Consider the following 12,540-nt stretch of genomic DNA (forward strand, 5'->3'; position numbering starts at 1 on the left):
CTCAGCCTCCCTTCGCTTCGTTTGCCCGACCGCTGGCCAGCGCCGAAAGGCGATATAGCGCCTCTCCGACAAAGCCGCGCAGGGTCAACTTTGAAAATTTCAACGTTACATCACTTGTCATGCAAGCGGACACCGAAGGCATCATCGCAGAAAAGGCAGCCGTTTCCACTGAAGTGCCGATGGGCGAGAGAATTAGTTGCCTAGCCTGCACGGGGCCATGCCGGACAGCGCAGTCCGCCAACTGCCGTAGCGGTGCATTGACATCTTTTTCACTATTAGTGTCCGCTTCTGCCACCGACATGTAGTTGATTGAGGGCACGGCAGAAAAATCTATCGGAGCAGTCTTCGCGAAATCGACATGGTACATCACATCATAAGCTGCTGCACGATACAGAGGTTCTTCAAAACTTATTTGTCCGCCAATCAGACAATCGCTCCATATAAGCTTGTTTACTAGCTTCTCGGATTCGACAGAGCCCGGAGCAGTAGCAAGATAACGCTGGACGCCAGCGTGCCGCTTTTTAACGGTGCATTCCGCGAATTGATACATCAGCTTACGTTGATCCGCATCGCTCAATGTCCTGTCAGCGGGTATCTTGGCCGCCAAATCTTTCAATATCGTGCCGGTCTGTGCCATCGCTGACACAGGCATTATCAACGGTATAACAAAAGCGAGCAGAAGCGACCTGTTCACTCCGCCGCCTCCATCATCGGGGCGTCGCCCTTATGTTCGTTGATCCGCCGTTCGATTTCCGGGCGGAAATGGCGGATGAGGCCCTGGATCGGCCATGCGGCCGCGTCGCCCAGGGCGCAGATGGTGTGGCCTTCGACCTGCTTGGTCACTTCCTGCAGCATGTCGATCTCGCGGATGTCGGCCTCGCCGGAGCGCAACCGCTCCATCACGCGCCACATCCAGCCGGTGCCCTCGCGGCACGGGGTGCACTGGCCGCAGCTCTCATGCTTGTAGAAATAGCTGAGGCGCGAAATGGCGCGGACAATGTCGGTCGACTTGTCCATCACGATGACCGCCGCCGTACCGAGGCCGGAACCGAGCGCACGCAGGCCGTCGAAATCCATCGGCGCGTCCATGATCTGGGCGGCCGGCACCAGCGGCACCGAAGAACCGCCGGGGATCACCGCCAGCAGATTGTCCCAGCCGCCGCGAATGCCGCCGCAATGCTTGTCGATCAGTTCCTTGAACGGGATCGACATGGACTCTTCGACAACGCAGGGCTTGTTCACATGACCGCTGATCTGGAACAGCTTCGTGCCGGCGTTGTTCTCCCGCCCGAAGCTCTTGAACCAGGGTGCGCCACGGCGGAGGATCGTCGGCGCGACCGCGATGCTCTCCACATTGTTCACGGTCGTCGGGCAGCCATAGAGGCCAGCACCGGCGGGGAATGGCGGCTTCAGGCGCGGCTGGCCCTTCTTGCCTTCAAGGCTCTCGATCTGCGCGGTTTCCTCGCCGCAGATATAGGCACCCGCGCCGCGATGCACAAACACGTCGAAATCATAGCCCGAACCGCAGGCGTTCTTGCCCAGGAAGCCCTTTTCATAGGCCTGCTCGACAGCGGCGAAGAGCACTTTCGCCTCATAGATGAACTCGCCGCGGATATAGATGTAGGCGGCACGCGCGCGCATCGCGAAGCCGGCGACCAGCGCGCCCTCGATCAGCTTGTGCGGATCGTGGCGGATGATCTCGCGGTCCTTGCACGAACCCGGCTCGGATTCGTCGGCGTTGATGACGAGGAAGCTCGGGCGGCCGTCCTTGCTTTCCTTGGGCATGAAGCTCCACTTCATGCCGGTCGGGAAGCCGGCACCACCGCGCCCGCGCAGGCCCGAAGCCTTCATCTCGTCGATGATCGCGTCCTGCCCGCGTTCCAGCAGCGCCTTGGTATTGTCCCAGTCGCCACGCTTCATCGCGGCGTCTATGCCCCAGTCCTGGAAGCCATAGACGTTGGTGAAGATGCGGTCCTTATCAGCCAGCATCCTAGCGGCCCTTCCCGATAATCTTTTCAGCGAGGAAATATGCGCCCACGGCCAGCGCCAGCCCGATCACGACGCCAAGCACGGCACCGATGATCTTGATGGCCAGCAACAGCACGATCAGGCCGATGATGATGGCGACGATCGCGCTCATCCCCACTGGCTCCGATAGTCGTGATTTTCACTGGCCATTTCCACCAGCGACGTCGGGCCGCCTTCCGGGCAGCTCGTCTGGCGCGCGATCTGCGGGCCGATCTTCGGCTGCTTGCCGGCGGCCAGATCCTCCAGCACGGCGCTCATGCTGTCGTAGGTCAGGTCTTCATAATTGTCGTCGTTGATCTGGACCATCGGCGCGTTGGCGCAGGCGCCCAGACATTCGACCTCGGTCAGCGTGAACAGGCCGTCCGGGGTCGTATGCCCCTTCACCAGCCCCTTGTTCTTGCATGCGGCCATCACGTCGTCCGACCCGCGCAGCATGCACGGCGTCGTGCCGCAGACCTGCACATGATAGCGGCCGACCGGCGCGAGATTGTACATGGTGTAGAAGGTCGCGACCTCGTACACGCGCATATAGGCCATGCCGAGCTGCCTGCCGATATATTCCATCACCGGCACCGGCAGCCAGCCCTGCGTCTGCGTTTCCACGCCGACCTGCCGCTGGGCAAGGTCGAGCAGCGGCATCACCGCGGACTGCTGGCGGCCCGGCGGATAGCGGGCGATGATCTTTTCAGCCTGAATGACGTTCGCAGGCGTCCATTCGAAATCGCCCCAGCGCGCGCGGGTCTCGGCCTCGTCTGGGATGTGGGGTGCGTCAGCCATTAGCGGTCACATTCTCCGAAAACGATGTCCATCGCGCCCAGAACGGCGGTCACGTCGGCCAGCATGTGGCCCTTCATCAGGAAGTCCATCGCCTGAAGGTGGGAGAAGGCGGTCGGGCGGATCTTGCAGCGATAGGGCTTGTTACTGCCGTCGCTGACCAGATAGACGCCGAATTCGCCCTTGGGGCTTTCCGTCGCGACATAGACTTCGCCGGCCGGCACGTGGAAGCCCTCGGTATAGAGCTTGAAGTGGTGGATGAGCGCCTCCATCGAGCGCTTCATCTCGCCGCGCTTGGGCGGGGAGACCTTGCGGTCGAAGCTGGCGATCGGCCCTTCGGGCATTTCATTGAGGCACTGCTTCATGATCCGCGCGGACTGGCGAACCTCTTCCACGCGCACCATGAACCGGTCGTAGCAGTCGAACTGCGTGCCGACGGGCACATCGAAGTCCATGCGGTCATAGACGTCATAGGGCTGGCTCTTGCGGATATCCCAGGGGATGCCGGAACCGCGGATCATCGGACCGGAGAAGCCCCATTTCAGCGCGTCTTCCTTGCTGACCACGGCGATATCGACGTTGCGCTGCTTGAAGATGCGGTTATCCGCGACCAGCGAAATCGCATCCTCGAACAGGCGCGGCAGCCGCGTGTCGAGCCAGTCGGCGATGTCGGTCAGCAGCTTGAGCGGCACATCCTGATGCACGCCGCCGGGACGGAAATAGGCGCTGTGCATGCGCGCGCCCGACGCGCGCTCGAAGAAATTGAGGCAATCCTCGCGGATTTCGAACAGCCACAGGTTGGGCGTCATCGCGCCCACGTCCATCACATGCGAACCAAGGTTCAGCATATGATTGCAGATGCGGGTCAGCTCCGCGAAGAACACGCGCAGATATTGCGCGCGCAGCGGCACTTCCAGATCGAGCAGCTTCTCGATCGCCAGCACATAGCTGTGCTCCATGCCCAGCGGCGAGCAATAGTCGAGGCGGTCGAAATAGGGCAGCGCCTGCAGATAGGTCTTGTACTCGATCAGCTTCTCGGTGCCGCGATGGAGCAGGCCGACATGCGGGTCGCACCGCTCGACGATCTCACCGTCCAGCTCCATCACCAAGCGAAGCACGCCATGCGCAGCGGGATGCTGCGGACCGAAGTTGATCGTGTAGTTCTGGATCTCGGTATCGCCCAGCGTCGGGTCTTCCGCGTCGGTCAGGTGATCCAGTTTCTCGAGATAATCGGCCATCAGGCTTCACCCTTCGGCGTCTTGGGGGCAGCGGGCTTGCGCTTCGGCTTGGGCGCATCGCCCTCCGCCTTGGGCGCGGCAGCCTTTTTGGCGGCGGCGGGCTTCTTCGCCGGCGAAGGCTTGGCTGCCTGCACATTGGCAGGTTCGCCAGCGCCGCTATCGGCGGGCTTTTCCGTCACCTTGGGCATCGGCGCAGCAGCGGGCGCGGCGGCAGGCGGCGGTGGAGCCGGCGGCGCGGCGGCGGGGGCAGCAGCAGGCGCCGCCGCCTTCTCGTCGCCAGGCAGCACATATTGCGCGCCTTCCCACGGGCTCATGAAGTCGAAGCTGCGGAAATCCTGCGCCAGCTTCACCGGCTCATAGACGACGCGCTTGTCCTCTTCCGAATAGCGTAGCTCGACATAGCCCGTCAGCGGGAAGTCCTTGCGCTGCGGATGCCCCTTGAACCCATAGTCGGTCAGGATGCGGCGCAGGTCCGTATTGCCGGCGAAGATCACGCCGTACATGTCGAACACCTCACGCTCCAGCCAGCCGGCGACCGGCCAGATGTGCGTCACGGTGGGGACAGGCATGTCCTCGTCGGTCGACACCTTCACGCGGATGCGGTGGTTCCGCGTCACGCTGAGCAGATGATAGCAGACCTCGAAGCGCTCGGGCCGCTCGGGATAATCGACGCCGGCGATTTCCATGAGCTGCTGATACTGCGCCTTGTCGCGCAACAAGGTCAGGGCCTCGGCCAGCGCCTCGCGAACAACGGTGAAGCTCAGTTCGTCGGCATGGTCGACGGTGGCGATCAGCATCGAACCCAGAATGCCGCCGATTTCCTCGGCAATCCCGTCGATGGTCGCGATCTTTGGAGCAGAATGACCCATCTTAGCGCTCAATCGTCCCGATACGGCGGATCTTCCGCTGCAACTGCATCACGCCATAGAGCAGCGCTTCGGCGGTCGGCGGGCAACCAGGGACATAGATGTCCACCGGCACGATCCGGTCGCAACCGCGCACGACGCTGTAGCTATAATGGTAATAGCCGCCACCATTGGCGCAGCTGCCCATGGAGATGACATATTTGGGCTCCGACATCTGGTCGTAGACCTTGCGGAGCGCCGGGGCCATCTTGTTGCACAGCGTGCCGGCAACGATCATCACGTCCGACTGGCGCGGGGATGCGCGCGGCGCGGCGCCGAAGCGCTCCATGTCGTAGCGCGGCATGTTCACATGGATCATCTCGACCGCACAGCAGGCAAGGCCAAAGGTCATCCACCACAGCGAGCCGGTGCGCGCCCAAGTGAACAGGTCCTCGGTCGAGGTGACGAGAAAACCCTTGTCGTTGACCTCATCGGTCAGCGCATTGAAGAATGCGGCATCGGGGACAGTACCCGCCGGCGGCGCACCAAGCGTGCCGGGCCGTTCAAGCTCTACTCCCAATCGAGCGCTCCCTTCTTCCATGCATAGACGAGGCCGAGCACCAGTTCCGCTATGAAAATCATCATCGTCAGCCAGCCGGCCCAGCCGATCTGGTTCAGGCTGACGGCCCATGGGAACAGGAATGCCGCCTCAAGATCGAAAATGATAAAGAGAATGGCGACCAGATAGAAGCGCACGTCGAACTGGCTGCGCGGCTCCTCGAATGCGGGGAAGCCGCATTCATATTCGCTGAGCTTGGCTGGATCGGGCTTGTGCGCTCCGGTCAACCGGCCGACCAACATCGGCAGGAATACGAAGGCGCTGGACAAGGCGAGCGCGACTGCAAGAAAGAGCAGGATCGGTAGATATTGGGCGAGATCGACCAATGGAATCCCCTGAAGGAAATGGCGTCTGTCGGCGGCTTTAGGACTGCTGCACCCGCGAAGCAAGGGGCGAAAACCTGAGAATGAATCGCAATTAACGACGAAAAAGTCAGGATATCATCCCGCTAGCCCGATCGGTCGGGAAACGCTGCCCCGCGCCCGATCGATCAGCTTTTCTCAATAGGACAAATTGCCCCACACGCGCTGCAATGCAACATAAAAGCCTGACGCGGCTTGCGATCCGGTGTCATCGGATCGCAAGCCGCGTCAGGCTTTTGATGTGCCACATTTTCCGAGCCGTCAGCCGATCCCAGCTGACGGGAAAATGCGTTAGCGCAGGGCGTTGGCAACCAGCTTGTGCAGCTTGCTGTGGATCGCGTCATTGCCGGCAAGGACTTCCTTGCGCTCGATCGGCTGATCGCCCCCACGGAAATCCGTCACGAAACCGCCTGCTTCGCGCACCAGCAATATGCCGGCGGACACGTCCCAGGGCGCAAGGCCGCTTTCCCAGAAGCCGTCATAACGGCCCGACGCGACATGGGCGAGATCGAGCGCCGCCGACCCGAAACGGCGGATGCCCGCCACGGAAGGCGCGACAGCCCCGAAAATGCGCGTCCATTGCGCCACATTGCCATGACCGAAAAACGGAATGCCGGTCGCGATCAGCGCATCCGCCAAGTCGCGGCGCGCGGACACGCGCAACCGCTGGTCGTGACGCCAGGCGCCCCGATTCTTTTCCGCCCAATAGCTTTCATCGGTGATCGGCTGATAGATGAGGCCGGACGTCACCTCGCGCTTGCCGTTCGGCATCGGCTCTTCCACCGCGATCACGATGGCGAAGTGCGGGATGCCGTGGAGGAAGTTGGTCGTGCCGTCCAGCGGATCGATGATCCAGCGCGGCTTGCTGGGATCGCCGGGCGTCTCGCCGCTTTCCTCCGCCAATATGCCCCAGTCCGGCCGCGCCTTGCGCAGTTCCTCGATCACCGTCTGCTCGGCGCGCTTGTCGGCCATCGAAACGAAATCCGCCGGCCCCTTGCGGGACACCTGCAGATGCTCGACTTCGCCGAAATCGCGACGCAGGCGCGGCGCGGCCTTGCGCGCGGCGCGTTCCATGACGGTGAGAAGACCTGAGTGGCTGACCATATTCATTATCTCCCCCCTCCTTCGCGGAGGGGTCGGGGGTGGGCGCGATTGCGCCAACAATCGCCTGCAATGCCTGGGGTGAGGCCGTGCCATGCGACATCTGGCCCACCCCCTGCCCCCTCCCGCCGGGCGGGAGGGATATGCGCGGTGGACCTTAGTCCGCCCGCTTCACATATTCGCGTTCATAGACATCGACGATGATGCGCGTGCCTGTCGTGATGTGCGGCGGCACCATCACGCGCACGCCATTGTCGAGGATCGCGGGCTTGTAGGAGGCGGAGGCGGTCTGCCCCTTCACCACGGCGTCGGCTTCGACCACGGTCGCTTCGACCTGTTCGGGCAGCTGCACGCTGATCGGGCGATCTTCATACATTTCCAGCACGACATCCATGCCATCCTGAAGGAAGGCGGCGGCATCGCCGATCAGGTCCTGCGGCAGGTTGATCTGGTCGTAGGTTTCCTTGTCCATGAAGACGAGCATGTCGCCTTCGGGATAGAGATACTGGAAATCCTTGGTGTCGAGGCGGATGCGCTCGACGGTCTCGGCCGAACGGAAGCGCACATTGTTCTTGCGGCCGTCGATCAGGTTCTTCAGCTCCACCTGCATATAGGCGCCGCCCTTGCCGGGCTGGGTGTGCTGAATCTTGACGGCGCGCCACAGGCCGCCTTCATATTCGATGTTATTGCCGGGACGAATGTCCACGCCGCTGATCTTCATGGGAAGGCCTGCCTGTTTTGACGATGATGAAAAGAGCCGGTGGCCCTCTACAGCGCCGGGCGGCGAAGGGCAAGGGGGGCGGCGATCATGCTGCCACCCCCTCCAGCGCGACCGCGATCGCCAGGCCCGCCATATCGGCAACAACCATGAGCTGATCGGCAGACATGCCGTCCCGCGCATTGACGGACATGCCGGAAAGGACCGTGATCACATAATCGGCAACCGCGGCAGCCTGCCCGGGACAGGCCGGCATCAGGAAATCATGCAGCCGCGCGGCGTTCGCCTCCTTCCAGCGGCGCGCCCGAACCGCAGCTTCGGCAGCGCCGCCGCGCGCATGCTCCAGCACCAGGCAGCCTCTTGCGCCATCGTCCGCGGTATAGATGCGGGCCGCTTCGTGAAGCAGTTCGCGCAGCGCCGCCGCCGGCCGGGCACCGGGCACCAGCAGCCTTTCGACCGGAAGCGCCTCTGGCGCATAGCGGCCCAGAACTCGGTCGAACAAATCGGCCTTGCTCCCAAAGGCCGCATAGAAGCTGGGCGGATTGATCCCCAATGCCTCTACGATGGCCGCCACACCGACACCGTCATAGCCATGTGCGTGAAACAGCGCCTGCGCCTTGTCCAGCGCCGCATCCACATCGAAGCCGCGCGGCCGTCCGCGCCCTTTCGCAATTTTCTTAGTATTCACTATAAAACCCTTGAACCTTCCCTGCCCCAATTTATATAGCGATCATTACATAATTATCAAGGAACAGACCATGTCAGACTTTTCGGGAAAAAAGGCCCTCGTCCTCGGCGGTAGCCGGGGCATTGGCGCAGCAGTTGTCCGCCGGCTGGCGCGCGATGGCGGCGCAGTCACCTTCACCTTCGCAGGTTCACATGATGCCGCGACGGCACTCGCTTCGGAATCCGGCGCCCATGCCGTCCAATCCGACGCAGCCGACCGTCAGGCCGTGATCGACATCGTCGCCGACCAGGGTCCGCTCGACATATTGGTGGTGAATGCCGGCACGCTGGTCCTGGGCGATCCCTTGACACTCGATCCCGACGCAGTGGACCGGATGATCGACGTGAATGTCCGCGCGCCCTATCATGCAGCGGTCGAAGCGGCCCGGCGCATGCCCGAAGGTGGCCGCATCATCATCATCGGATCAACAAATGGCGACCGCATGCCCTTTGCCGGCGGCGCAGCCTATGCGCTCACCAAATCGGCGATGCAGGGCATGGCACGCGGGCTGGCCCGCGACTTCGGCGAACGCGGCATCACCGTCAACGTCGTCCAGCCCGGACCGACCGACACGGACATGAACCCGGCAAGCGGGCCGATGAGCGAATTCATGCACAGCTTCATGGCAATCAAGCGCCACGCGACCGGCGAGGAAATCGCCGGGATGGTGGCTTATCTCGCCGGACCGGAAGCAGGCATCATCACCGGCGCCACGCACAGCATCGACGGGGGCTTTGGCGCCTGACGGGCAAGGCAGCCCTGCCCTCCCATATCGACACCCTGCCCATAAGCGTCACCCGTCGCGAGCGAGTACCGGCCCGAACAGCCGCACGCCCGCGGCGGGACCGTCGGCATGGTTCCAGATCGCGCCGCTCACCGCGATGAAATCCGCCCCCGCCCGGATGAGCGGCGCGGCATTGTCCGCCGTGATCCCACCGATCGCGACACAGGGAATTTCGAACAGCGTCGTCCACCAGCTGAGGATCGACGGGTCCGGGCGGTGATGCGTGTCCTTGGTCGTCGTGGGATAGAAGGCACCGAAGGCCACATAATCGGCCCCCGCTTCCCCGGCCTCCATCGCCAGATGACGGCTGTCATGGCAGGTCACGCCGATCTGCGCGGACGGGCCCAGGATTTTGCGCGCCTCGCGCGGATCGCCATCCTCCTGCCCCAGATGCACGCCATCGGCGCCCAGCTGCTGCGCCAGCGCGATGCTGTCATTGATGATGAAGGCCACGTCGCGGTCGGCGCACAGGCGCTGCAACGGTTCGGCGGCGCTCGCAATGGCGTGATCGTCCATGCCCTTGAGCCGAAGCTGGAAGGCGGCGATCTTGTCGCTCGCATCCAGCGCGGCGGCCAGCCGATCGGCAAAGCCGCCGTCGATCAGGGGCGGCGAAATCACATAGAGCTTGCAGGCCGGGCGGAATCCCTGCTCGAAACGCGCGGCGAATTGGGGGTCGAGTGACAGTTCGTCGTCGGTAAAGTCGGTCATGCCGGTGCCTTATACCGGGCAGCGGACATGCGCCAGAGGGTGAGGCTATGGCATCGCGACACGTTGAAGCGATGACGGCATATCTTGCAAGGGTCAGGGAGTAACGGGATGGGACGCACAGCAATGATCGGGATCGGGACGATCGGGACCGGCACGCCATTGGCGATGGTCCGGGCGGCGGTGCGGGCGGGCGTATTGCTGCTGGCGGCCGCGCTGGCCTTCGCCACCCCTGCCGATGCCCGCCCCGGCCCGCGTGCGCGCGAAGCCGGCGTGGTCGTCGGCATCCTGAAGCCCGGCCCGCTCAATGCCATTACCGATGTTGCCGGCGTGCGCGTCGGCCAGGTGACATTGCCCCGCAGCAAGGCGGTGAACACCGGCGTCACGGCCGTGCTGCCCCATGGCGGCAACCTGTTCCAGGAGAAAGTGCCGGCGGGCTTCGTCGCCTATAATGCGTTCGGCAAGTTCATGGGATCGACCCAGCTTGTCGAGCTGGGCGAAATAGAAACGCCCATCCTGCTCACCAACACATTGAACGTCGCCGAAGCGGGCGCCGCCGCGGTGGAATGGACCTTGTCCCAGCCCGGCAATGAGGAGGTCCGGTCCGTCAACGCTATCGTCGGCGAGACCAATGACGGTTATCTGAACGACATCCGCGGACGCCATGTGACCATCGCCGACGCCCGCCGCGCCATAGAGGGCGCGACGGGCGGGCCAGTGGCGGAGGGCGCGGTCGGCGCCGGCACGGGCACGGTCGCCTTCGGTTTCAAGGCCGGCATCGGCACCGCCTCCCGCGCCCTGCCCGCCGCGCTTGGCGGCTGGACCGTCGGCGTGCTGGTGCAGGCGAATTTCGGCGGCGTGCTGACCATCGCGGGCGTACCGGTGGGCGTCCGGCTGGGCCGCTATGATTATCGCAAGGAGGTGGAGGAGAAGAAGGCCGACGGCTCCGTGGTCATCGTCATCGCCACCGATGCGCCGCTGTCGGACCGCAATTTGCGGCGGGTGGCCGAACGCGCCTTTGCGGGGATCGCGCGGACGGGCTCCAGCTTCTCAAACGGATCGGGCGACTATGCGATCGCCTTTTCCACCAGTGCAGCGGTGCGGCGCACGCCCGAGCGCCGCGCTGCGCCCCAGCCGATCATGGACCTGCCCAACGACAAGATCTCCCCCATCTTCCAGGCGACGATCGAAGCGACAGAGGAAGCGGTGTTGAACGCGCTGTTCAAGGCGGAAACCGTGACGGGCGACAGGGGCACGATAGAGGCGCTGCCGCTCGACAAGGTGCTGCCGATGCTTACCGCGTCCAGCAACGGCAAACGCTAAACTACCGACCTTCTGCCCCGCGCGATTTCACGCATCGCCAGGAACAGCGGCAGGCCGCAGGAAACACCGATCAGAAAGGTTGCCGTGACCGGCAGCCATAATGGCCGCACACTGTCGCGCCGGCCCTGAACCAGGATGAAAACGGTCAACACAATGGCCGAGAGAATGACATCCCAGCCGAAGAATCTGCTCACCGGATTGGCGAACAGGTCCGCCAGAAAGCGCGGCACATCGACGCCATATGTCGACAGCCATGGAAGGAAAGCGGCCAGCGGCACAAGCGCGCCGACAACGGCCAGCACCATATAGATGCCGGCCGCGCCGTTTGCCTTTGTGAGGCGGATTATTCCTCGCCCTTGTAGATGGCGACGAGCTTGTCGAGCATCGCCAGCGCGTCTTCGCGGCTGCGCTGGAAGGTGTTGCGGCCGATGATCGAGCCGTTGCCACCGCCATCGCGAATGTCGCGCGCGTCCTGGAACACCGCGTCCGTGCCCTTGGCCGCGCCGCCCGAGAACACCACGATGCGACGGCCGCTGAAGCAGGACTTCACGACATGCTCGACCCGCTTTGCCTGAGTCGAGGTGTCGATGCTCTCATAGCTCTTCTTGGCATCGTCCTGCTCGACATGGTCGGAGGGCAGCTTCACCTTGATGATGTGCGCACCCAGCAGCGCGGCCATATGGGCCGCATAGGCGCCGACATCGACGGCCAGCTCGCCCGACTTGGGCAGCTTGCCACCGCGCGGATAGGACCAGATGACGGTCGCCACGCCGACGGACTTGGCCTCCGCCGACATCTCCCTGATCTCCTCCATCAGCTCGAAACAATCGTCCGAACCGGGATAGATGGTGAAACCGATGGCGGCGCAGCCCAGGCGCAGCGCATCCTCGACACTGCCGGTCAGCGCCTGATTGGCGGTGGTCGCCCAGCTGTTGGAGCTGTTCACCTTCAGGATCGTGGGAATCTGGCCGGCGAAGGTGGCGGCGCCCGCCTCCAGCATGCCCAGCGGCGCGGCATAGGCGCTAAGGCCCGCGTCGATCGCCATCTGGAAATGATAATGCGGGTCATAGGCCGACGGGTTGGGCGCAAAGCTGCGCGCCGGGCCGTGCTCGAACCCCTGGTCGACCGGCAGGATGATCATCTTGCCGGTGCCGCCCAGGCGGCCGTGCATCAGCATCGAGGCAAGCTTGCCCTTCACGCCCGGATTGTCGCTCTCATAATTGTCGAGAATGGCTTTTACGGTCGGAGTGATGGACATTGAGGCTTCCTTCTTCTGCACGTGAATGGCTCTGTATCGCAATTGCGGCATGGGCCCG

General features: G+C 63.4%; 16 protein-coding genes. 2 read left to right on the top strand and 14 right to left on the bottom strand.

Going from position 1 to position 12,540, the window contains the following annotated elements; genetic code table 11:
• Position 1 precedes the first annotated feature (1 nt).
• From WFP78_RS07255 to WFP78_RS07305, 11 genes are all read right to left on the bottom strand, one after another.
• On the bottom strand, positions 2-637 hold the full coding sequence (locus tag WFP78_RS07255) for a hypothetical protein (protein WP_336960224.1): 636 nt from the start codon (positions 635-637) through the stop codon (positions 2-4).
• A 53-nt stretch (positions 638-690) separates the two neighbouring features.
• Positions 691-1,989 (bottom strand): NADH-quinone oxidoreductase subunit NuoF, encoded by a 1,299-nt coding sequence (gene nuoF, locus WFP78_RS07260; protein ID WP_336960225.1) that lies wholly within the window; start codon positions 1,987-1,989, stop codon positions 691-693.
• A gap of 1 nt (position 1,990) precedes the next feature.
• Positions 1,991-2,140, bottom strand: coding sequence for a hypothetical protein (locus tag WFP78_RS07265; protein ID WP_336960226.1), 150 nt, complete (start codon positions 2,138-2,140; stop codon positions 1,991-1,993).
• Positions 2,137-2,805 (bottom strand): complex I 24 kDa subunit family protein, encoded by a 669-nt coding sequence (locus tag WFP78_RS07270; protein WP_336960227.1) that lies wholly within the window; start codon positions 2,803-2,805, stop codon positions 2,137-2,139. Before WFP78_RS07270 ends, WFP78_RS07265 begins: the two co-directional genes overlap by 4 nt.
• Positions 2,805-4,040 (bottom strand): NADH-quinone oxidoreductase subunit D, encoded by a 1,236-nt coding sequence (locus WFP78_RS07275; protein WP_336960228.1) that lies wholly within the window; start codon positions 4,038-4,040, stop codon positions 2,805-2,807. Before WFP78_RS07275 ends, WFP78_RS07270 begins: the two co-directional genes overlap by 1 nt.
• Positions 4,040-4,909 carry an NADH-quinone oxidoreductase subunit C gene (locus tag WFP78_RS07280; RefSeq protein ID WP_336960229.1) on the bottom strand — a complete coding sequence of 290 codons (870 nt, stop codon included), beginning with the start codon at positions 4,907-4,909 and terminating at the stop codon, positions 4,040-4,042. The genes WFP78_RS07275 and WFP78_RS07280 overlap by 1 nt, the downstream gene beginning before the upstream one ends.
• Before the next feature lies 1 nt (position 4,910).
• The gene (locus tag WFP78_RS07285) at positions 4,911-5,465 is read right to left on the bottom strand and encodes a NuoB/complex I 20 kDa subunit family protein (protein ID WP_336960231.1); all 555 of its coding nucleotides are present in this window, start codon (positions 5,463-5,465) and stop codon (positions 4,911-4,913) included.
• Entirely contained in the window at positions 5,456-5,830 is a 375-nt protein-coding gene (gene ndhC / locus WFP78_RS07290) for an NADH-quinone oxidoreductase subunit A (RefSeq protein ID WP_336960233.1), read from the bottom strand. The genes WFP78_RS07285 and ndhC overlap by 10 nt, the downstream gene beginning before the upstream one ends.
• 327 nt (positions 5,831-6,157) lie before the next feature.
• A complete protein-coding gene (locus WFP78_RS07295; protein WP_336960342.1) occupies positions 6,158-6,970 on the bottom strand; it encodes an inositol monophosphatase family protein in 813 nt (270 codons plus the stop codon).
• Positions 6,971-7,124: 154 nt separating this feature from the next.
• Positions 7,125-7,688 carry an elongation factor P gene (efp, locus tag WFP78_RS07300; RefSeq protein WP_336960234.1) on the bottom strand — a complete coding sequence of 188 codons (564 nt, stop codon included), beginning with the start codon at positions 7,686-7,688 and terminating at the stop codon, positions 7,125-7,127.
• 85 nt (positions 7,689-7,773) lie between these two features.
• Positions 7,774-8,373 carry a TetR/AcrR family transcriptional regulator gene (locus WFP78_RS07305; RefSeq protein WP_336960236.1) on the bottom strand — a complete coding sequence of 200 codons (600 nt, stop codon included), beginning with the start codon at positions 8,371-8,373 and terminating at the stop codon, positions 7,774-7,776.
• A 70-nt stretch (positions 8,374-8,443) separates the two neighbouring features.
• Here WFP78_RS07305 and bdcA point away from each other — a divergent pair, with 70 nt between their 5' ends.
• Entirely contained in the window at positions 8,444-9,157 is a 714-nt protein-coding gene (bdcA, locus tag WFP78_RS07310; protein WP_336960238.1) for an SDR family oxidoreductase, read from the top strand.
• A gap of 48 nt (positions 9,158-9,205) precedes the next feature.
• Here the strand turns inward: bdcA and thiE are convergent, their stop codons facing one another.
• Positions 9,206-9,904, bottom strand: coding sequence for a thiamine phosphate synthase (thiE, locus tag WFP78_RS07315; protein ID WP_336960240.1), 699 nt, complete (start codon positions 9,902-9,904; stop codon positions 9,206-9,208).
• A gap of 165 nt (positions 9,905-10,069) precedes the next feature.
• Between thiE and WFP78_RS07320 the strand changes: the two genes are divergently transcribed.
• Positions 10,070-11,224 carry a DmpA family aminopeptidase gene (locus WFP78_RS07320; RefSeq protein ID WP_419722939.1) on the top strand — a complete coding sequence of 385 codons (1,155 nt, stop codon included), beginning with the start codon at positions 10,070-10,072 and terminating at the stop codon, positions 11,222-11,224.
• Here WFP78_RS07320 and WFP78_RS07325 read toward each other — a convergent pair.
• Entirely contained in the window at positions 11,221-11,529 is a 309-nt protein-coding gene (locus WFP78_RS07325; protein WP_336960244.1) for a DUF2834 domain-containing protein, read from the bottom strand. The genes WFP78_RS07320 and WFP78_RS07325 overlap by 4 nt on opposite strands.
• A gap of 38 nt (positions 11,530-11,567) precedes the next feature.
• Entirely contained in the window at positions 11,568-12,482 is a 915-nt protein-coding gene (locus WFP78_RS07330; protein WP_336960246.1) for a class I fructose-bisphosphate aldolase, read from the bottom strand.
• Positions 12,483-12,540: the final 58 nt, after the last annotated feature.

Source organism: Sphingobium aquiterrae (assembly GCF_037154135.1).
Taxonomy (GTDB): Bacteria; Pseudomonadota; Alphaproteobacteria; order Sphingomonadales; family Sphingomonadaceae; genus Sphingobium; species Sphingobium aquiterrae.